The organism is Culturomica sp. (assembly GCF_003524185.1).
In the GTDB taxonomy this organism is placed as follows: Bacteria; Bacteroidota; Bacteroidia; order Bacteroidales; family Marinifilaceae; genus Culturomica; species Culturomica massiliensis.
On the sequence record NZ_DOED01000008.1, the window covers coordinates 74,758 to 95,284 of the forward strand.

The following is a 20,527-nucleotide window of genomic DNA, read 5'->3' on the forward strand; positions in this document are numbered from 1 at the left end:
TACGGCATCTTAATGTTTCAGCGATTTGTTTCTTTACACGGGGCTTTTTCCTGCATTCCGGATGTGTCGATTTTATCGGCACTGTATGCCCGGAGTCCGGAGCTGATTTTTCCGGGGCATTCCGGGGGACAACCGATAAAATCGATGATTGACGGCTGGACCATTTGTGTCCGGTCGGAGTCCGGAAGATGATTACAGAGCAGATAAAAAATATCGTATTATTCATACTTTAATGTTTTTGGATGACGTCTTGATAGACATTCAGTAGCTGGTGTGCCGTTTGTTGCCAGGAAAAATGTTTTACCCGCTCCAGGCCATAATCGATTTGTTTCCGGCGGAGAAGTGGATTCTGTTCCAGTTCAATGAGGACTTTCGCTATGGTCTCAGCCTTTTCCGGATTAATTAAAAGAGCATCTTTTCCGGCAATTTCCGGGATGGCAGATGTGTTTGAAGTAATCACCGGAGTACCGCAGGCCATTGCTTCGAGCAGAGGAATACCGAAACTTTCCCGTAAAGAGGTGTAAAGAAAAACCGAAGCTCTGTTGTAAATGGCCGGTAGATCTGTGTGCGGGATATAGCCGGGGTAGCGGAGCATGGGTTTGATTTCTTCTATCTGCTCCTGGTGCAGTATACGGTCGATTGTGTCTTCTTTTAAATCAGCAATCAGCAAAGGCAGCCGTTTTGCCGATTTTTTCAGATAAAGGCTGTATGCTTTCAATGTTCGCGGCGTGTTTTTTTTCGGATCGGTATTTCCCAGAAAGAAAAGGTATTCTTCGTCCGGCAGGTATTTTTGAATTTGTGTCCGGGAAATTTCCAGTGGCTGAAAGCGTTGACTGTAACCGTTGTGGATGGCTGTAATCCGGTTTTCCTCTAAATTCAGGAACGACCGGATCCGGTTGCATTCGAAGTTTGAAACGGTAATGATCTTCCGGCAATGTTTTATTATCCGGGGTACGACCAAACGACGGTAATACCGTCCCATATTTTGGTAGAACGAACTGTTTTTTCCGGCCTTTTTTTCCAGAAATATAATATCATGCAGGGTCAGTACCAGGGGTACGGAACAAAAAACAGGGGCTGTATTACTGGTACAATGCAACAGATCGGGTTTGATACGCCGGATGGCCCGTGGTAAAGCAAACTGTTCCCAAAGCGGGTAAGAGGGACATTTGATTTCAACGATATGAAAGTTGGATGTCGGTGTCAGGCAATGGTCTTCACCGGGAGCCGTCAGGATGTAATATTCATTTTCTGTATCCAGTTTTTGCAGTTCCCGAATGACTTCGAGTGCTACAAAATCCATCCCGTGTTTGTTGGGACGAAAAATCCGTTGGGCTTCAATCGCAATTTTCATCAGCGTAGCGTTTTACTACTATTTATGGGTTAATCCCTTTTTCAGTACTCGTAAATTTTTTGTTTTCTCCTTTTAAGCGGAAATGATTGAGTACCATCATGACAAATAGTTTGGGTAGTTTGTTGATTGACTTTTTGAAATCCTCATCGACCATTTTATCGGGTATGGCCAGACAAAGAGTGATTCCCATAATGATAAACAGTCCCCACCATTTTATAGCAAGCGGCCAGTCTAAAATTTGCATGAGTCCTCCCATGACGATGATTCCGCCGAAAAGAATGAGGCGGGGAGGGAGTATCCATTGGATCAGTTTATCGCTGTAATCGAGATTACCGGAGAAGATGGCTTTGGGCAGGTCCCTGTATACACGTCCCCATTGTCCGATCTGTGTAGCCAGCCATCGTCTCCGTTGGTTGTAAAATCCTTTTTCTCCCTGCGTTTTTTCGTCGTATACCCATACATAATCGAGGAATTCGATGAAAATGCGTTGTTTGAGCAATAGTACTTCCAGTTCTTTGTCTTCGCCGGCTGTATGCAGGTGTTTAACGTTGTTGCGAAACCATGAGTAATCGAAAGCCATACCTGATCCGATAAGGGCAGAAGAAATGCCTAAATTGACATGTCCGCGACGGAATATCGAGTTATTCACTTCTTCACTGATTCCATCGAGAACGGCAATTTCCGTATTCCGGTTTTTAGCGGTACGGTGTGTTTGTACGGCTTTTATACCGGCTTCAAAGGTTTTATTGATCTCATTGAGGAAATCCGGTTCGACAAGGTTATCTGCATCCAGGATGACGACGATATCGTATTTGTTGGGATCGAGGTTGTCTATGGCAAAGTTGAGCGCTTTGGCTTTTGAGCTTTTTTCATAGTTGGCTTTCAGAAGGATAATCGGTAAACGGGACAACCGTTCGTTTGTATTGTCCTGCATGTGGTCGGATACGACAACTACATCGTAGTATTCTTTGGGGTATTCCTGCCTTAAAAACGAGCTGATTACGGATTCGATGATCCGGTCTTCCCGGTAAGCCGGGAAAATGATTGCAAAACGACGTTTTTTCCGGGCTTCCGGATAATGGAATACCCGTTTGCGTAATGAAGCCAGCGTGAATATCAACGGATAACTGACAGCTACGGCGGCTAATATCCAGCAAATGTATTCAATCAAGTATATGATTTCCCAAAGGTTCATCTTATTTCTTTTTGTTTTTTAATGAAAAAAAGTCCATGCATCCTTTACAAATGGCTTTTGCCTGTCGTGTTCTTCCTTTCAGCAAATTTAACACTATATTTTTAGGAATAGCTATCGTCAATTGGTAAAATAAAGCGATCCATTTTTCTGCTCCCGGACAATTACGCCAGGAATACAGTAGGCGGTTGCGATTGAGATAATAGGTTTTCAACGGACTGTCGTTTCCCGTAGACCGGCTTTCCTTGTGGTAGACAGTGCAGGCAGGTTGATACCACAACCGGTATCCTTGCCGGGTCAGCCGGCTACACCAGTCCATTTCTTCGTAATAGAGGAAAAATATTTCGGACATGTTGCCGATTTCTTCCAGAATTTCTTTTTTGAACATGAGGGCTGCCCCGTGCAGGAAGGCCGTCGGACCCGGAATATCGTACTGCCCTTTGTCCGGTTCGTCATATCCGGTGGCATGATTGCGCAAGGTGTAGCGGGTCATTGGGGTGAATCCGGCATACTGGATGGCGTAAGGTGGAAATGCAAAGCGTATTTTCGGACTTACGGCTCCTATATCGGGATTGTTTTCGAGTGTATCACAGAGAGCGGACAGACTATCGTCTTTAATATAGGTGTCGTTGTTGAGCAAAAAAATATATTTTCCCTGAGCCTGTGCTATCCCCAGGTTGTTGCCTCCGGCGAAACCCAGATTTTGTTCACTCCGGAGAACGATGGCATGCGGATAACGCTGCCGGAGCATGGCTGCCTCATTTTTCCGGGAACCGTTGTCTACGACAATGATTTCGTAGGTACGGGTATGCAGGTGTTCCTGTACGGAATCGAGTAAGTCACAGGTGTCGTTGAAGCCGTTGTAATTAACTGTAATAATCGATATTTCAGGTGTTTGCTTCATGCTGATTCAATTCTCTGTCGTAATATGGCGCAATATACAAGATGGCCATTAGTGTATATACGATAATACCGTTCGGATAATTCAATACTTCGTTTCCGTAGCAAGTGACCAGAATTCCGCTGATCGCTGCAATGATGGCATATAATTGTCCTTGCAGTTCCCGGTTGAGTATCCGGAAAGAAGCGATATAAGTCGCTTTGAATAATATGGCCAATAAAATAAGAAGGTATAGCGTAAGGCCTGCAATTCCTGTTTCGACAAGTGTCATGACATACCAGGAGTCTGTTGCCATATAGGTGAGGGGATCGTGCCGGTTGACCGGTCTGAAACGGTCGGCTTTGTCTCCCGCTAATCCCAGGCCTATTCCGAAAGGCTTGTCTTTCATCAGGTGATAAACCTGTTGTTGGTTGTTTTGCCTGATCTGGAAAGAAGCGTCGTTTAGATCGAATGCCGAGCGCATACGCCGGATCAGACGATTGCTGTTGCCGATTGTCGTGTAATTCAGAAATACAAAACTGCCGATCAACAGAACGGCTGTCGTAAAAATGGCTTTTGTATTTCGGCACAGTACCAGGTAAACGGCGAGTCCTACAAACGGAATTGCCAGCGAACTGCGGGTGCCGGAAATAACAAGTCCGTATCCTCCGCCTAAAGCAGCCAGCCAAAAGAGTATTTTGAGCCATTTTTTTCTTGCGTAAAATCCGGAAATGCCGAAAACGATCAGGGATAAGCCCATGCTCGCCCCATAGCTGGCAGCATCACTGAAAAAAGAAAAAAAGCGGATACCGGTGTTGATGAGGTGAGTGCTTCCGCCTCCTTCTTCAAATAACCAACGTAATTCTGTTGTATCGAATCCCTGGTTGCGTTGCCAATATCCTTTGAATGCCGCTAATAGGGTCAGGCTGGCCCATATGACCAGCAGCCATTGGAAATTTTTGTAACGGGTAAAGAAAACCGGAACCAGAATAGCGCAGAATAAAGGAAAAAATGCGTAATTGGCGATAGCAATACTCCAGGGAGCTGCCAGTGCACTGGGGTTGAATATCTCCAATATGCAATACACCAGCCAGATACACCAGGCGAATGTCAGAAAGTTTTTGGAGCGCTCCCAATTCTGGCGGGTTTGTATCTCTTTTACCATTGAGATTACGATTATACCTAGAGCCAGAACCGTCATGATCATGCCGCTTTTTATGGGAATGTACCGGTTTATTCCCATGATGACATAATTGAGAATAAAAAAGGCGTAAAAGGTATACTGTTTGTGTATTATTCCGCCGATACCCAATAAAATAGCCGGCAAAGCTGCAAAAGCCAATGCTACGGCAGTTCCCTGATGGAGAATAAGCTGGAATATAATGACTAAACCGGCAAATAGTCCAAGGGCTATCGGGTATTTATAACGGAAATTATACATATTTTTTGTGTCGGTCGGTGGCTGTCAGTCCCAATTGAGATAACCGATAAAATAATTTTCTAAAAAATGTATAAGGCGGCATCAGGCCGTTCAGGTCTTCTGCGGCATCCCGTTTGGTATAATTCAGAACCAGGAATAATGGAGTTTTACCGGCCATTTCTTTTGTTCGGTTGAATAGTAGCTGGTCTGTATTTTTCCAGGTTCGCCGGGAATCGACGATTTCCAGATTCACGCTTGCACCTTGCAGAATATCAGTTGTTAAAGCTGCCTCTTTTAAAGAAGGATATTCCACCAGGATGACTTGATTTTTCAGATCGGCTTTGCCGTTCGGATCCTGATCCTGTGTCCCGGGTATTGGGGTGAAAGAGTCGGAATCCGTTCGGAAGTTGTCATGCCAGGATAGCTGTTTTACTTCCAGACCTTGGGCCTTAAACTGTTCTGCCATCTGGTTACTGACGAAGCTTTTTCCTTCTCCCGGTTCATTACTGATCAGGTTGATAATGTTGTTTTGACCGGGTTTGAAGTAGGTCGTAGCATAATTGCATAACGTTTGTGCAGACAGAGTTGTGTATAATTGGTTGAATCGTCTGGATTGTATGCGCAGCGTTCTGCAAAAGGCGCCTATCACTTGTTTGCCCGTCAATAGTTCGGCTTTGAATTTGTGATGTAAGGTATGGTCCATCAATTCTATCAGCAGGAAGAAGAATATGGTGAAAACCAGGGAGGCGAAAAATACACCTATAATAATCTTTTTCCGGTGGTTAGACAATGAGGTTAGCGGATAATATGGATCATTCATGACCTTGAGGGTTGCCGATGTCATTTGCAGACTTTTTTGTCTCAAACGGGCGGAATTTAATGCGTCCATCGTTGAAAAATATTCCTTTTCAAAGATATTTACAACCCGTTCTTTGCGGTTGAGTACTGAGCCGATGGGGGCAAAATGCGTATATTTGCCCGACATTTGTCTGGCCCGTTCCTGCAAAACATGCAGTTCGGCTTCTCCTTTTTTATAAGCTATTTCCTGTTTCAGCCATTCTTCTACCACAGCGTCGTTGGCAATGCCTTCTTTTGTATATCTCAAGCCTTCAAAATCCCGTATGGTTTGTTCTATGGCTTTCTGACTGGCCGCTAATTCCCCGGCCAGGGAATCTTTTACCTTGGCGGTAATTTTTCCTTCCGGATAATAGGTTGCCATAGCCAGTTGCTCGCTCAAACGGGTGATTTTTTCGTTGTGATAAATATAATCTTTGTTGTTCCGGATAATATCGGAATATATACCCATCCGTTTTTCCAGGTCTTTTCTGATACTGTCGGCCACTTCGAAAGCATTTTTGGATTCCCAGTATTGCAGTTCAAAGTCCCGGTTTAATGCAGCGACATGCTTGGTTTCTTCATCATAATTAATAACCCGGTTGTCGGTACGGTAAACGGTCAAATCGTCTTCTGCTGCCTTCAGTTCTTTACCGATGCGCTGGAGTTCGGCTTCGAAAAATGCAATGACGGAATTCGTGGCTCCGAAACGTAATTCCTGGTATTGGTGAATAAACTCGTCGATTAAAATGCACAATGTCTGATAGGTGATTCCCGGATCGTCTGTCGTGTAGGATAATTCGAGTACGTCACTGTTGCTGATCCGGAAAGCAATGATTTTCTGCAAGGATTCCCGGTTGACATAGGGTAATTGGTATTGGTATATGCCATAGACATAATTGGAAGGATCGTTGGTTTCGTATGCTACCAGATTTTCGTATGTTCTTTGCTCATTGATGGAGTCATTGGAAGAACTCTTATCGATCAGGTGGTGTATCGGTTCGCCGTGCTCATAGAGTTGACGGTAATGGTCTGCGTTAATGTAAATGTTGTCTTTTTCCGGATCACCGTAAACCATACACCGGGCATACAGGCGCAAAGATACCTGTTTCAGGGTTTGGTCGGCAGTCAGCAGATTCAACAGGTTATCCATCATACTGCCTTGGGTATAGCTGGTCGTTGTTGCTCCCGTTTCCGACATGACGTTGACGCCGGTGATAATACCGGTGTATATCGAGCTGTTTACCGTATAATTTTTGGGCATTTTCTGGGTATACCAGATGGCAAATAAGGTAATAAATACCGGAAAAATAATTAACCAATAGCGGATACGATAAAAGAATTTGATAAAATACGTGATATATATCATTTTATTTATGAATTAATGGGGTGTTAGTAAGAACTTCCAGCTTTAAAAGATAGATATTGAGACGGCTTGCTATCAATTCGTATTCTGCCTGGGCCTTTTTCTGAGAGTTTTTCAATTCGGTCAATCCGCTGGTCGATATTTTGTTATTGATAAAATCACTTTTAACGACATTGTAATCGGCTTCATACATGATTACGGATTCGATAGCCAGTTTCAACATTTTGAGTTGATATTGGATATCTCCGTATAATTCGATGATTTCCGCCTTTATTTCATTAAATGCGATTTCCTGGTTGAATTCGGCGGATTCAACAAGTTGTTGTTGTTTTTTGACTTTTAGCCGGCGATTGATCAGATTATCCAGAGGAACGTTGATATTGGCTCCGATTTGCCAACTGCTTTGGGTGCTCCCGGAGTAAGTTGTCGTAAGGGGGAGGTATTCGGTTTCATGGTCGATGTAAGTTCCGAGTATACCGTAATTGTAGCCTGCACGGAGGGAGAAGAAACTCCACCAATCTCTTTTCGCTAGCTTGGTATCGTATTTTGCAGCCTCAATAGAGGCCTGGATGGCTGCTATCCGCGGATTTTTTTTGGCATTTTCAAACAGGGTTTCTAGAGGAGGAAGTTGAAAATGCTGAAATTCTTCCGTCGAAAGCAGGTGCGGAGAATATCGTGCCGTATCCGTATCGCTTTTTTGGGCGAAACTGTAACAGCATACTCCCAATAACAGATAAGATAATATAAAGTGTTTGATATTCATGGTGTTATTGTTAATGTTCTAAACATTTTCTTTTTGGATAAAAGCTGTAAAAGTCCGGAGGATAATTTTCATATCAAACCAGAATGAAAATTTATGTGCATATTGGATGTCCAATTGCTTTCTTTCTTCTGCCGATAGAATCCCGTCTGTTCCTCTTTTTTCTACCTGCCACAATCCGGTTAAGCCGGAAGGGGCCATAAACCGTTCGATGTATTCGTCCGATGTTAATAATTCCGCTTCATATAAGGGCAGGGGACGGTTGCCGACGACAGACATATCCCCTTTCAGAATATTCAGGAGTTGGGGAAGTTCATCGATACTGTATTTGCGTATGATATGCCCCACACGGGTGATCCGGGGATCGTCCTTTATTTTTATGAAATTATTTTCTTTTAATTTTTTACGGCGTTCCAGGTATTCTTTTTCGGTAAGGTGAAAATCGTCTCCGATCAGGATCGTTGCTTCTGTTTTATACGATACCGGTGCGGAATAAACAGCCTTGTTTTCTTCCTGGCTTTGATATTGATTGTGTTTTTTAAATTCTTCCAGCCGTTTGTCTGCATCGGTGTACATGGACCTGAATTTGAGGAAACCGAATATTTTGTAATTGCTTCCAACTCTTTGGGACGTATAAATAACCGGACCTTTGCTTTCCAAACGAATGGCGATTGCTGTAAATAAAAACACCGGGGATAGCAGCAATAAAGCAATACCTGAAGCAATTATATCGAATAACCGCTTCCAAAGAGGCAAGTGGAATGTTTGAGGTGTCGTTTGCAGGTCTTCCTGTTTTTTCAAGCGGGGAAGGACAGATAGGATCTGTCTGAGGGATTCTTCGGAAATGGTAGCATCGACAATTTCATTGACTCCTGAATGTATGTATTCGTAAATTTGTTTGGGAGAAATATCCTGAATTACCAGAATCAGATACAGGTTATCCGTTCGGTTTTTTTTCCATATTTCCAATTCTTTCTTATCTGCTTCCGGATTTTGGGATTCTAAAAAAACGAACAACGGAGTGTGGACGTGAGTCGAACAACTGTTTGCAATCGGGCCAGCTGCTTCCCGGGAGTTCTGAAATGCGATCAGTTGATGTCCCGTTATGCTATTGAAATGTTCGAACCACTCCGGATTATTCCCGATATATATGTTGTTCATTTTATCGTTTTCTTAGTGTATTCCGGACTCTGATTTTTAATTCTTGGGGATTAAAAGGTTTCAGAATAAAATCTTCGGCACCGTTTTCCAGCAATTTAATCCGGTCTCCGCTATTTTCCATACTGGACAAAACGATAATAGGTATAGACGAAAACATGGAACTGCTTTTCAGATGTTGTATGAATTGATTTCCGTTCATCTCGGGCATATAAACATCCGATATGATCAGATCGGGGATATGGCCTTCGTGCATCCATACCAATGCCTTTATCGGATTCGGGAAATAAACGATATCATACTCCGCTGACATCTGTATTTTAATGACTTTGGCAATTTCGGGCTTATCATCGACAATGAGTATCCGGGGCTTTGTGTCCATGCTGTTTCGGTATTATTATACTAAAGTGCCTGTATGACCTGATTTTTAAGTTTAATCATGAAGCCATGTAAGATACCTGCCATCATAATATATACATACACTTTACAAATATAAATTTATACATGCAAATAATTGGACAAAAATAGTAAAATAATCTCATATTGTAGTGTTTATATCTGATTTTTAGATAAAAAACAGGAAAAGTCATTGTGTTAAAATTCAATCTTATCCTTAAAGAATGTATAAAAAATAAATATAAATTGTATTTTTGAGGGGCGAAATAGAATTAGGTATTGGAAATGAAAATCAATCCTTCAGAATATAAAATTTTGATTGTCGACGACGTTGCTCCTAACGTATTATTATTAAAAGCATTACTGGGACGTGAAAAGTATAATATCGTATCGGCTACCAGTGGGAAAGAGGCTTTGGATTTGGCTGTACGGGAAAATCCTGATTTGATATTATTGGATGTCATGATGCCGGAGATGGACGGTTTTGAAGTTGCCCGGCGTATGCGTGAAGATGAGAAGCTGGGTAAAATACCGGTTATTTTTCTTACGGCTTTGGATGATGCGCAGAGTGTGGTGAAAGGATTCCAGATGGGAGGTAATGATTTTATATCCAAACCGTTCCGGAAGGAAGAGCTGTTGGTACGAATCAGTCATCAATTGTCATTGGTAGAAGCGAAACGGATTATATTGCGGCAGACAGAGGAATTGCAGAAGACGATAGATGCCCGGGATAAGCTTTATTCAGTTATTGCTCATGATTTACGGTCGCCGATGGCTTCTATGAAGATGTTGCTGAATACGATCATGATGAGCGTTACAAGGGACGATATGGACCCCGATCTTTTCGATATGCTTGAAATGAGCAATAAGACTTCCGAAGAAGTTTTCGCTTTACTGGATAATCTTTTAAAGTGGACGAAGAGCCAACTGGGGAAAATAACGATTGTACCGCAGGTTGTGGATATAGCCGAATTAACCCATGGTGTAATGGACGTCATTGCGTCGGTTGCTGCGATTAAGAATATAAAAGTAGAAATGAAGACTACCGATAAATTTGAAGTTACGGTAGATATCGAAATGATCAAAAGTGTTATCCGGAATTTGCTTTCCAATGCGATTAAATTCAGTCATAACGATACGGTCGTAGAGGTAAGCGTGAGGGAGGAGGAGGGAGAAGTTGTGGTATCGGTCAAAGACCATGGGGTCGGAATAAAGTCTGAGAATCAGGCGAAATTATTACACGATGTAAGTCATTTTACAACTTACGGGACAGCCAGCGAGGAAGGATCCGGTTTGGGGTTGTTGCTATGCCGGGATTTTGTCCGGAAAAACGGGGGAAGGTTATGGTTTGTTTCTACTGAAAACATCGGTTCGGAATTTTCTTTTTCCTTACCTAAGGCAGAATCGTTGAATTGAATAATACGTTGAATTTCGATGAATAATAATCATGTCGTAATAATGGCAGGGGGGATCGGCAGCCGTTTCTGGCCGATGAGTACGCCTGAGAAGCCCAAACAGTTTATTGATATATTGGGAACGGGAAAAACCTTGTTGCAGTCTACCGTCGATCGTTTCCGGAATGTATGTCCGATGCAGAATATATGGGTTGTTACTGCTTTGAAATTTAAATCCCTGGTGGAAGAACAACTGCCGGAACTTCCCCGTTCGAATATATTACTGGAGCCTTGTATGCGTAATACAGCTCCGTGTGTTGCTTATGTTGCCTGGAAAATCAAGAAGAAATATCCCGAAGCTAATTTGGTCATATCGGCTTCCGATCATGTTGTAACCGACGTTTTTGAATTCGACCGGGTTATTCATGCCGGATTGGATTTTACGGCTTCCGGAGATCATATACTGACTTTAGGAATGAGGCCTACCCGTCCGGAAACCGGATACGGTTATATACAAGTGGGTGCAGAACAGGCCGGAGAGATACAAAAGGTAGTGAGTTTTAAGGAAAAACCGGATTTGGAGACTGCGAAAACTTATCTGGAATCCCGGAATTTTACTTGGAATTCGGGTATTTTTTTATGGAGTGTAAAGACGATAGAAAAGGCTTTCCGGACATATCAGCCTAAAATGGCGGAGTTGTTTGACAGTATGGAGGCCGTTTATTATACTTCTGAAGAACAACGGGCAATAGATGATAAATTTCCCTGTTGTGAGAAGATATCCATCGATTATGCCATTATGGAGCATGCGCCGAATATTTATGTTTTCCCGGCGGATTTTGGCTGGTCCGATTTGGGGACCTGGGGATCTTTGCATGAGTTGTCCCGGAAAGATGAACAGAATAATGCTGTAATCGGGGGACAGGTGAAATTGGTGGAATGTGATGATTGTATTGTCCGGATCGGTGCTGACCGGAAAATGGTCGTACAGGGATTGGAAGGTTATATTGTTGCAGAGCAGGGAGGTGTATTTCTTATTTGTAAAAAAACGGAGGAACAAAGGATCAAAGAATTCTCCGAAGGGATGTAATTTTATAGGAAATCAATTGTAATCGGTATTATGGTTCATATCATTAATCAACAAAATTCAGTATGTAATCGATTTTTGGCGGAAATCCGGGATTGTGAGAAACAGACAGACCGGATGCGTTTCAGAAGAAATCTGGAACGGGTGGGAGAGATTATGGCTTATGAGATCAGTAAAACTTTTTCTTATACGAGTTGTTGTGTGCGGACACCCATAAATCCGGCGTATGTGGAATTGCCGGACGAAAAAGTTGTTGTGGCGACGGTGTTGCGTGCCGGTTTACCTTTTCATCAAGGTTTTTTGAATTATTTTGATGACGCCGGAAATGCTTTTATTTCCGCCCGTCGGGCTTATAGCCGGGTGGACGGACGTTTGGAAGTACGTTTTGATTCCATATATACGCCTGATTTGACAGGTAAACAGCTCTTATTGGTTGATCCGATGTTGGCAACGGGATCCTCTTTGGTGATTGCCTATCGGGAATTGCTAAAACAGGGAAGTTTGCCGAAACATACTCATATTGCGGCTGTGATATCCAGCCGGCAGGGAGTAGAGTATGTGGAGCGGGAATTATCCGGTGAACCGGTGACTTTGTGGACGGCTGCGCTGGATGATGCGCTGACTGAAAAATTTTATATCGATCCTGGTATCGGCGATGCCGGTGACCTGGCTTTTGGGGAGAAAAAATAGAATATAAAATCCGGGTGAAAAATCCGGATTTTATTTTTGAATGCAAAACAGGTCTTAATTTTCGATTTTAGATTAAAAATCTGATAACGAATCAGTTTGCAGGCAATCTATAATCTAAAATTTACAATCTACAATCTACAATCTACAATCTGACGGTAGTGTTTGTAATATACTTCTTCTTTTATCGTTTGAATCTGACGGGCCAGTTTTTCTTTGTCCGTGTCCGGTGTATTACTCATGATCCACAAGGGATAGCTTTCTTCCGGAGTGTCGTAAGAGGGTTGGAGGTATTCCCGGTCTACAATTTCATATCCGTTGCGCCGGTAGTAATTGACCCGCCGGGTCGTGAGTTCGTCGGTGGCGTGTTCGACTTCAAGTAAGCGTTCGCCGGGCAGGTGCCGGGCAACGAAATCCAATACCTGCTGGCCGATTTTCCGGTTTCTCATTTCTGCATAGACGGCCAAATGTTCCAGGTAATAAAAGTCTTCAAATTTCCAGTATATGAAAAGGCCTGCTAATGTGCCGTCTTCTTCTATGGCATTGAAATACATTTCAGAATTGTGTTCGATTAATTCGTTTAACTGGGCAATTTCCCTGCGTTCGGATTTTGGAAAAGCTTCCTGATATAAGGTTGCCAGTTTCTTCATACGTTCATCATCCGCTGTTCTGATTCTGCTCAATTCCATTTTTATGTTGTTTATTGTTTATATATCTCTTTTTAGCCGGTTTATTTTTTACGAAAATACGCTAAAAAAGTCAATAATCCGAATATTAAAAAAATATCGCTATTTTTTATCGAAATAATTTTGATATCTGAAATAAACACTCTATATTTGCACCCGTCAAACAGAACAAGTGTTTGAATTATATTGCGGGGTGGAGCAGTGGTAGCTCGTTGGGCTCATAACCCAAAGGTCGTCGGTTCGAATCTGGCCCCCGCTACTAAAAAAGCGAATCGGTTTTCCGGTTCGCTTTTTCTTTTCCAGGAAATAAAAAAATCACAGCCTATATGCGCTGTGATTTTTTATTGGCTTATATCGCATCTTTTTTGGCATATTCAGAAAATTCACACCCGAATGTATCTGCAAGGTAATTATCCATTTCATCTGCTTTGAATGCCATATTGGTGATGTTTTTCTGAATCTCTTCTGCATGTGTGGATTGGAGATCGGAGATATGAATCCGGTACGAGAGATAAATCTGGTTACCGTCGAGTCCCAGTTGGTAAGGTTTTATATTTTCCGCACTTATCAGGTAAGTCAATATCGGTTCGAGGTTTTTCTTCGGTAAGACATTGATCGGTGAAGTACAGAATAAATAAGAACGCTGGTAGACAAACATCCGGATTTCTGAGCTGCCTTTATGGAAAACCCAGCTTTCATAGCCTACTCTGGCCAGAACCGGATTGATACCCATGGCCTGAATCGCAGTCTCACAAAAGCTGGCCAATTCCGTTAATCCGCGTTGTTGAAAAATATTTTCAGGCAATTGTTCACCGCAGGAAGGACAATATTCATCTTCGTCAGAAATGAATTCGTCGCAGCTATTACATTGTACGTTGAATTGGGTTCTGTCCAGAGTTGCGGTTTGTTCGAGTAAGGTACGTAAAGCGGCAATCGGAATACCGAAGCCCATATTGTCGGCATCTTTGAATTTACTGGTGGTGATACCGATGATATCTCCTTGCTCGTTTAACATGGGACCTCCGCTGTTTCCCGGATTTACGGCCGCATCCGTCTGTATATAGTAGCTGTGGTCCATCAGTTGTTTTGGGGAAGATACCGTACCTTCGGTGACGGTAAACGGCATTCCGAAAGGATATCCGGCCACGTTGATCTTTTGACCGATACAGACGTCCTGTTGGGCTAAATGTATTGCCGGTATTGCCGAGAAATCACCTTCGGCCGTCAGGAGCGCAATATCGACGGACGGATTTACCAATATGACATTAGCCAGGTAGCGGTTTTTGTCGTTGTCTTCGAGGGCAACCTGCCGGAAGCCTTGTACGACATGATAATTCGTTACAAAAAGATTTTGGTCTTTCAGGTAAAAACAACTGCCTGATCCATCGGCATGATTCACTTTATATATTGCTTTAAATAAATTCTGTTCCATGATCTTTGTATTTGGATATTATTGATTGTTTCCGAAATTACCGGCTGCTAATTCCTGAACTTTCTGTGTATACTCTTCGGCACTGAGGCTGCCGCTCATCAATTGCTGCTGTAAAGCCTGTACTTTTTGCATATAATCCTGCATATTATTGCCTTGCATCATTTGCTGCATGTTTTGCATCATCTGTTGTTGGATGTTCTGTACATTTTGCATATACTGGTTGAGATCGAATTCGCCTTCTGCCGATTCCTCGTCGTCGTCGTCGTCCAGTTCATCTTCCATGATGTTTTCCATGGCTTCGTAAAGTATAGGAGCGGCAGTTTCCCACGGTTGGGCAGAGGCTTTGGTCATGGCTTTTACGACAACGGCGTTGACATCATCCTGTAAGTTGTTGTAGTAATACATTTCATAAAATTTGTATGTGATCATGATGCACACCGTCATATAATCGCCGGATTCCATATAGGCAGATACTTTTTTATAACACCCCTCGAAATTTTCCTGGATATTTTGCAGGTTTGAGCGGCGTTTGGCCGGAATAAAGGATTCCGCATAATACAGGTCTTTGGCGAGTTCTTCCCTGGACATGCCCTGCAGATGTTCAAGCACCTGCTTCCCTTGATTGACAATGTCCGGCAGCGGAATGTCTTCCCGGTCCATTTCCCGTACGGCTTTATTCAGGTCGTTCAGCAATTGCCCCTGCGGATGGGCGAAATATAAGAATTTCATCAAAGTGATATCGATGACATTCCAGATAAACCCGAATTTCCGTGCTGTTTCAAAGTATTTTACAGCATCCAGGCATTCCTGGCAGCTTTGCTGAAGTACACGGTAGATGTTTTCGACCGTTTCAGCGTCGTAGGGAGTTATTTTAGGTTCATAGATGCGTTGGGAACCGAATTTGGTTTCGAATTCGTCGTCGTATTTATCGCCGGTCCGGCAGATTTCTTCCAATACATAATATATTTTGTAAGGTTCAATCAGATCGATGGGACAATTGTATTCAAAATAAAGCTGGTTGTCCTTCAGGATGATCTGTGCCAGGTCCATAGCATTGAAATTCAATCCGGCAACTTGTCTCAACAAGGGAATGCGTCCTTTTTCCGGGAGGGAGACAAAAGGAGCTCTGATGGCAAGTTGCCCGTTGTCCAATTTTATATTGACGATAATGGAACCGTGAGGAATATTGAATTCTGTGCCTGCAGGATTTCCGTATCGGGTACGAAAATCTTTATTGATATATTCTAAAAGTGAGTAAAAAGATTTCAGATACTCCTTGTTTTCGAAAGCTTCAACGCTTGTATCGAATGCGGCAATGTCGAGTTTGCTCTGCGTAGATGCAATGGTTGAAGGGGTGAAGGTTAAAGTTTGTTTCATAAGAATAATTTTTAATATTGTATTTTTCTATCTGCTTACGATAGACGTATTCTCAATACCGCTTGCATCTTTACCACGATGCACACAAATATATAAATGAAAACTTTTGATTTTCTTTTTTGGGATGAAATTTTGAAATTTTTAATATCCCGGAAAAACAATCGTTTGCTTTACCTGTTTTGCCGAAAATATCGCTAAATTCGCAAAAGTAGTTTTACGGCAGTTGAGGGAATTGTTTATTTCCGGAAGTTGTTTGCAGAGCGTGTCGGGGCGGGCAGGAAATAGGTTTGCGGGTTTGCCGGTATAAAATTGAATGTTATGGATACCAAAAATTTGAGTACAAAACCGGAACGTGATAAAGCGGTTGAACGTGCGGTTGTTTTGCAGTCGGTGGAAGTTAGTTGCAGTGCCGATACGGATGAATGGGGCAGGAAGGATTACCGTACGGTGTATGCACAGCAAGAACTGACGTCTCTGTATGTTGATGTGGAAGGCCAGGTGGTTGCGATAGAGCGTGACAACCAGGAAGTGACATTATCGGTAGCCTTGTTTCGGATAGAAGGGGATAAACCGGTATGCGTAGCCCGGCAGCATGCTGTACTAACGCTTGCGGTTGCCGGTGATTTCTGTAATGCTTTTGTATTTGCGGCTTCGGAGGCTGGAAAGGACGGGTTTCGGGAAGGTGTATACGGGATTGTTGCTCAGATTGGGGAACAGGCAATACAGTCGGAGCCTGTTTTTGTTATGGGAAAGGATGGAAATTATGCGTCTTATTTTCGATTGCAGCAGGTTGGAATCGATAAGTACTGCGAGGAAACGGAAGCCGAAGCGAAAGCCAGGGTACATTCGTTTAAATGTTTGGACATCAGTCATCTGAAAGATATTCATTTTTATTTGATCGCCGAAAATATATTGCCGGAGGAGTGGGTATATGAATTTACAGTCCAGTTGACGGGTAAGACCGGTTTGGTGAAGAGCAGGCGTACTTTAAAAGACAAACAATACATAAGCGATAATTCCGGACGTCGGTTTTTATGTTTTGATGTGGGTTTGGGAGAATCCGCAGAACATTTCTGGCAAGAAGGCGAATACCGTTTGGAGGTATATGCTTTCGGACAATTGGTTATTGCTCTTCATTTTTGTGTCGGGCAAAAGGATATTCCTTACGATTATGCTTCCGAGATATCGCATGTTGTTTGGGGAAGTGGGGATACTCCGGTTGATCGTGTTCCGGAAAACCGGGATGAGGTTTTGGATCGCTTGTATAAGCTTGTCGGATTGCGGAAGGTGAAGGAGGAAATAACCCGTATTTGTGAGTATGCCGATTTTTTTCAGATGAGACGGGAAAACGGATTTAAAGATGTGCTTCCGGCTATGCATATGTTGTTTACCGGAAATCCGGATACAGGCATACACGCTGTTGCTAAAATCCTCGGGGAACTTTTTGTATCTTATGGCTTTTTGGAGCACGGGCAGGTAGTCTGTTACAACCGGGAAAAATTGGTGAAGGAAGGATATGCGGCAGAAGAGCAATTGTTGCGTAAAGCATTGGCGGAATCGAAGGGAGGTGTGTTGCTGATTGAGAATGCCGGGGATTTATCCGATCCGGGTAATCCACAGGATCGGGGGAATCTGGTTATAGCACTTCTGATCGGAATTTTGCAGAAGGAGAATCCGCCGGTGTCGGTTATTCTGGCGGATAACGAATCGGAAATTTCCGGCTTGGCCCAGGTTTTTCCGGAGTTCCGGAAATGTTTTACCCGTCAGTTGTATTTTGAAAGTTATTCTTCGGAAGAATGGCTGGAGATTATTGCTAAAAAGTTAGGGAATAGGCAATTCCGTCTGACGCCGGCTGCCGAAGATAAGGTGTTGAAATGGTTGAGAAATACCGTACGAAATGAGGTCGGCGGAACTTATGGTACTGTTATCGATGAAAAGATCGAGGAGATGATATTAAGAATGTCCGGGCGTATGATGAAGGATAAAGGACACGGATTCAGTAAGGAAGAGATGATGCTGATCAACGGGGAGGATGTTGTCACGGGCCCGGATACTGTTTCCGGAAATTCATTGGATAAGCTGGATTCCCTGGTCGGAGCCCGTCAATTGAAGCAGAACATAGCTCAGCATTTGAATTACATATATTTCCTGTTGGAAAGACAAAGGCAGGGATTTGATGACAGCTTGCCTCCCTTGCATATGGTTTTCAGTGGTAATGCGGGAACGGGGAAATTGACGGTTGCTAAAATGATGGGGGAGATTTATTATGCAGCAGGGGTGTTGGCACGTCCTACGGTGTTGGTACAGAGTGCTGCAGCCTTGGCGGATGCTGCTACTCCGCCGGATCAGGTTGTCGGGGCATTATTGGGTGTTGCGAATGGGGGTATTTTATATATCGGGGAAGCCCAGTTATTGTTGAAGAGTCCGGCGGGATTGGCTTGTTTTGAATTGTTGTTGTCTTATCTTTCTCCGGAGGAACACGAGGGAACGATTGTCATTCTGGCAACAACTCCGGAAGAAGCGGACAATATGATGCAGTTGAATCCGGCTTTGAAGAACTATTTTCCTTATCGCTTTGATTTTCGTGATTATAGCCGGGAGGAATTGCTGGATATCGTCGTTCGTAAATTGAAAGAAAAGAAATATACTTTGCATCCGAAGGCTGTCGTTGTGTTTAAGGAGTTGATCGATAAGACGTATGGTCGCCGGGACCGGAATTTCGGCAATGCGATATGGGTGGAAAAATTGGTAGAGGCCACGATCCGGAAGATGTCGGATCGTATTATGCAGCTTAAGGATAAACGGGAGTTGACCCGCAAGGAACTGACAACGGTGATGGCGGCGGATGTTCCGGCCAGCCAGATGGATGCGTCGGGATTCGTGAAAGACGTGTTCGATGAAGTCGCAGTAAAAGCAGCTCTGGATGATTTGCAGCAAATTGTGGGGCAGTCCGGGATTAAGAAACAGATACGGGAATTTGTCGATTTGGCCCGGCATTATAGCGGGCAAGGGATCAAATTGAATACCCGAATGTCGCTGCAGTGGTGTTTTACCGGGAATTCAGGTATGGGAAAGAGAGCAATAGCCCGGATCATAGCCCGTTTATATAAAGCGATGGGAATTATTGAAAAGGACATTGTGTATGATTTCAAAGCGGAGAAACTGATCGGCCAAACGGAAGAGGAGGCTATGCGTTTGGTTGGAGATGCATTGGTAAAAGCCCAGGGAGGAATATTGCTTTTTGATGAGGATTCCCGGAAATTGGCGGATGCCAGCGGTTTTAAAGAACGGGTACGGGCCATTTTAGCTAATCAACTGGCAGAACGGCCTGGTAATTGCATGGTTGTGTATGCCGGTCCGCAACCTGCTATCATGAAATACAGGGATGAAGTGGAAAAGGCTTCGGATATGGTTAATGTATTGGTTTTTGAAGATTACACTGCCGACGAATTGTTACGGATATTGAAGCGGAAACTGGCCGACGAGCATATGGAATTGACGGCTTCTGCCCGTAAATATATGACCGGTTTTATTTCCCGTTTGATGGCGACCGATGAAAGAGTGCATGCAAGTGCCCGGATAATGCGGATTGTTGCCGAGTTTATTATCCGCAATTGCATTCAGCGACTGTTGAAAAAAGGGAAAACCTTGCCACAGCAGGGACAGAGCCTGTCCGTCACGAAAGCGGATGTCGGGGCGTTTACAGAGCAGTGGTTGGCTGACCTGACGAACGAACGCAAAAAGATCGGGTTTAATTGATTACCGTATACAAGGAATAAATCAGAATAGCACCTACGGTAAGCAATTCCGTGTAGATAATGAGCCGGGTATATTTCATAGGTATCTGGTGTCTGATCCGGGCTTTTTCGGTATCGCTGTATCTTAGTCGTCCTGCGAAAGCCGGACGGTTTAAAGCGAAACGGAATAAGCCGTATAGGATGAGAGCCCCACTGAGGCCTACCAAAGCACCGACCAGGAGATCTCCGGGATAATGTACGCCGATGTATATACGGGAATAAGAGTTTATGGCAGCCCATAACAGAATAGCCAGGGTCAGCATTCTTTCCCGGAACAGTAGCATAACGAAAAATGCCAGTGCAAATGAGTTGGCAGCATGACAGGAAGGAAAGCCGTAGCGGCCGCCCCGTTTGCCGTTGACGAGGTGTATCAACTCGGAAATCGGATTCTGGGGATTCGAAGGACGCAGGCGTTCAACACAGGGACGGATCACTGTGGCACAAATTTGGTCAGCATAAGTGATTGTCAAAGCAATGGCCAAGACTGTAATCAGGCTTACCGATAGCCGGAAGTTTTTTAAAAGTACATACAGGATAGCCGCGTACATAGGTATCCACGTCATTTTAGCCGTAAAGATCCACATAAAACTGTCCCAAAAGGGACTGTGTATTCCATTCAGGAAAAGAAGCAGTTGTTGGTCGGCTTGTTGTAAGGATTCCAGCATAAAAATGACGATTTTAGATATACAAAGATAATCTAAAATCGT

At 43.4% G+C, this 20,527-nt stretch carries 17 protein-coding genes and 1 tRNA gene; 6 read left to right on the forward strand and 12 right to left on the reverse strand.

From position 1 onward, the window contains the following. Positions 1–12 precede the first annotated feature (12 nt). Positions 13–192: a hypothetical protein gene (locus DD657_RS03225; protein WP_287048468.1), complete on the forward strand. Its 180-nt coding sequence runs from the start codon at positions 13–15 to the stop codon at positions 190–192. Positions 193–229: 37 nt separating this feature from the next. Here DD657_RS03225 and DD657_RS03230 read toward each other — a convergent pair whose 3' ends face one another. The 8 genes from DD657_RS03230 to DD657_RS03265 are packed head-to-tail and all read right to left on the reverse strand — an operon-like array spanning position 230 to position 9,346. After that, complete coding sequence (locus tag DD657_RS03230) at positions 230–1,354, reverse strand: glycosyltransferase family 4 protein (RefSeq protein WP_068689685.1); 1,125 nt, start codon at positions 1,352–1,354, stop codon at positions 230–232. 22 nt (positions 1,355–1,376) lie between these two features. After that, complete coding sequence (locus DD657_RS03235; protein WP_021988944.1) at positions 1,377–2,549, reverse strand: glycosyltransferase family 2 protein; 1,173 nt, start codon at positions 2,547–2,549, stop codon at positions 1,377–1,379. Position 2,550: 1 nt separating this feature from the next. Further along, a complete protein-coding gene (locus tag DD657_RS03240; RefSeq protein WP_068689683.1) occupies positions 2,551–3,450 on the reverse strand; it encodes a glycosyltransferase family 2 protein in 900 nt (299 codons plus the stop codon). After that, the gene (locus DD657_RS03245; protein ID WP_287048472.1) at positions 3,434–4,867 is read right to left on the reverse strand and encodes an O-antigen ligase family protein; all 1,434 of its coding nucleotides are present in this window, start codon (positions 4,865–4,867) and stop codon (positions 3,434–3,436) included. Before DD657_RS03245 ends, DD657_RS03240 begins: the two co-directional genes overlap by 17 nt. Next, positions 4,860–7,049: a GumC family protein gene (locus DD657_RS03250; RefSeq protein ID WP_287048474.1), complete on the reverse strand. Its 2,190-nt coding sequence runs from the start codon at positions 7,047–7,049 to the stop codon at positions 4,860–4,862. The genes DD657_RS03245 and DD657_RS03250 overlap by 8 nt, the downstream gene beginning before the upstream one ends. A 1-nt stretch (position 7,050) precedes the next feature. Next, on the reverse strand, positions 7,051–7,809 hold the full coding sequence (locus tag DD657_RS03255; RefSeq protein WP_021988940.1) for a TolC family protein: 759 nt from the start codon (positions 7,807–7,809) through the stop codon (positions 7,051–7,053). 18 nt (positions 7,810–7,827) lie between these two features. Beyond that, complete coding sequence (locus DD657_RS03260) at positions 7,828–8,967, reverse strand: sugar transferase (RefSeq protein WP_068689679.1); 1,140 nt, start codon at positions 8,965–8,967, stop codon at positions 7,828–7,830. 1 nt (position 8,968) lies between these two features. Further along, positions 8,969–9,346 (reverse strand): response regulator, encoded by a 378-nt coding sequence (locus tag DD657_RS03265; protein WP_021988938.1) that lies wholly within the window; start codon positions 9,344–9,346, stop codon positions 8,969–8,971. 293 nt (positions 9,347–9,639) lie between these two features. Between DD657_RS03265 and DD657_RS03270 the strand changes: the two genes are divergently transcribed. From DD657_RS03270 to upp, 3 genes are read left to right on the forward strand one after another with little or no spacing between them, the layout of a single operon-like run. Continuing rightward, positions 9,640–10,776, forward strand: a complete 1,137-nt coding sequence (locus tag DD657_RS03270) for an ATP-binding response regulator (protein ID WP_068689677.1) — start codon at positions 9,640–9,642, stop codon at positions 10,774–10,776. Between the two features lie 12 nt (positions 10,777–10,788). Further along, the gene (locus DD657_RS03275; RefSeq protein WP_118773120.1) at positions 10,789–11,844 is read left to right on the forward strand and encodes a mannose-1-phosphate guanylyltransferase; all 1,056 of its coding nucleotides are present in this window, start codon (positions 10,789–10,791) and stop codon (positions 11,842–11,844) included. Positions 11,845–11,874: 30 nt separating this feature from the next. Further along, positions 11,875–12,531: a uracil phosphoribosyltransferase gene (gene upp / locus DD657_RS03280; protein ID WP_021988935.1), complete on the forward strand. Its 657-nt coding sequence runs from the start codon at positions 11,875–11,877 to the stop codon at positions 12,529–12,531. 128 nt (positions 12,532–12,659) lie between these two features. Here the strand turns inward: upp and DD657_RS03285 are convergent, their stop codons facing one another. Further along, entirely contained in the window at positions 12,660–13,217 is a 558-nt protein-coding gene (locus DD657_RS03285) for a GNAT family N-acetyltransferase (RefSeq protein ID WP_068689672.1), read from the reverse strand. A gap of 184 nt (positions 13,218–13,401) precedes the next feature. On the opposite strand from DD657_RS03285, the gene DD657_RS03290 reads away from it, so the two are divergent. After that, a tRNA-Met gene (locus tag DD657_RS03290) sits at positions 13,402–13,473 on the forward strand. Positions 13,474–13,563: 90 nt separating this feature from the next. On the opposite strand, the gene DD657_RS03295 is transcribed toward DD657_RS03290, so the two are convergent. Together DD657_RS03295 and DD657_RS03300 are read right to left on the reverse strand one after the other, a co-directional pair. After that, positions 13,564–14,646: a trypsin-like peptidase domain-containing protein gene (locus DD657_RS03295; RefSeq protein ID WP_068689670.1), complete on the reverse strand. Its 1,083-nt coding sequence runs from the start codon at positions 14,644–14,646 to the stop codon at positions 13,564–13,566. Positions 14,647–14,664: 18 nt separating this feature from the next. Beyond that, positions 14,665–16,023: a type III secretion system chaperone family protein gene (locus DD657_RS03300; RefSeq protein WP_287048477.1), complete on the reverse strand. Its 1,359-nt coding sequence runs from the start codon at positions 16,021–16,023 to the stop codon at positions 14,665–14,667. A 318-nt stretch (positions 16,024–16,341) separates the two neighbouring features. On the opposite strand from DD657_RS03300, the gene DD657_RS03305 reads away from it, so the two are divergent. Then, complete coding sequence (locus tag DD657_RS03305) at positions 16,342–19,782, forward strand: P-loop NTPase family protein (protein ID WP_287048478.1); 3,441 nt, start codon at positions 16,342–16,344, stop codon at positions 19,780–19,782. On the opposite strand, the gene DD657_RS03310 is transcribed toward DD657_RS03305, so the two are convergent. Further along, positions 19,775–20,485 (reverse strand): phosphatase PAP2 family protein, encoded by a 711-nt coding sequence (locus tag DD657_RS03310; RefSeq protein ID WP_021988927.1) that lies wholly within the window; start codon positions 20,483–20,485, stop codon positions 19,775–19,777. The genes DD657_RS03305 and DD657_RS03310 overlap by 8 nt on opposite strands. Positions 20,486–20,527 lie beyond the last annotated feature (42 nt).

Excerpts from the sequence above, each read along its gene's own strand:
- DD657_RS03225 (WP_287048468.1), top strand. The coding sequence starts at position 13 with ATGTTTCAGCGATTTGTTTCTTTACACGGGGCTTTTTCCTGCATTCCG.
- DD657_RS03230 (WP_068689685.1), bottom strand. The coding sequence starts at position 1,354 with ATGAAAATTGCGATTGAAGCCCAACGGATTTTTCGTCCCAACAAACAC.
- DD657_RS03235 (WP_021988944.1), bottom strand. The coding sequence starts at position 2,549 with ATGAACCTTTGGGAAATCATATACTTGATTGAATACATTTGCTGGATA.
- DD657_RS03240 (WP_068689683.1), bottom strand. The coding sequence starts at position 3,450 with ATGAAGCAAACACCTGAAATATCGATTATTACAGTTAATTACAACGGC.
- DD657_RS03245 (WP_287048472.1), bottom strand. The coding sequence starts at position 4,867 with ATGTATAATTTCCGTTATAAATACCCGATAGCCCTTGGACTATTTGCC.
- DD657_RS03250 (WP_287048474.1), bottom strand. The coding sequence starts at position 7,049 with ATGATATATATCACGTATTTTATCAAATTCTTTTATCGTATCCGCTAT.
- DD657_RS03255 (WP_021988940.1), bottom strand. The coding sequence starts at position 7,809 with ATGAATATCAAACACTTTATATTATCTTATCTGTTATTGGGAGTATGC.
- DD657_RS03260 (WP_068689679.1), bottom strand. The coding sequence starts at position 8,967 with ATGAACAACATATATATCGGGAATAATCCGGAGTGGTTCGAACATTTC.
- DD657_RS03265 (WP_021988938.1), bottom strand. The coding sequence starts at position 9,346 with ATGGACACAAAGCCCCGGATACTCATTGTCGATGATAAGCCCGAAATT.
- upp (WP_021988935.1), top strand. The coding sequence starts at position 11,875 with ATGGTTCATATCATTAATCAACAAAATTCAGTATGTAATCGATTTTTG.
- DD657_RS03285 (WP_068689672.1), bottom strand. The coding sequence starts at position 13,217 with ATGGAATTGAGCAGAATCAGAACAGCGGATGATGAACGTATGAAGAAA.
- DD657_RS03295 (WP_068689670.1), bottom strand. The coding sequence starts at position 14,646 with ATGGAACAGAATTTATTTAAAGCAATATATAAAGTGAATCATGCCGAT.
- DD657_RS03300 (WP_287048477.1), bottom strand. The coding sequence starts at position 16,023 with ATGAAACAAACTTTAACCTTCACCCCTTCAACCATTGCATCTACGCAG.
- DD657_RS03305 (WP_287048478.1), top strand. The coding sequence starts at position 16,342 with ATGGATACCAAAAATTTGAGTACAAAACCGGAACGTGATAAAGCGGTT.
- DD657_RS03310 (WP_021988927.1), bottom strand. The coding sequence starts at position 20,485 with ATGCTGGAATCCTTACAACAAGCCGACCAACAACTGCTTCTTTTCCTG.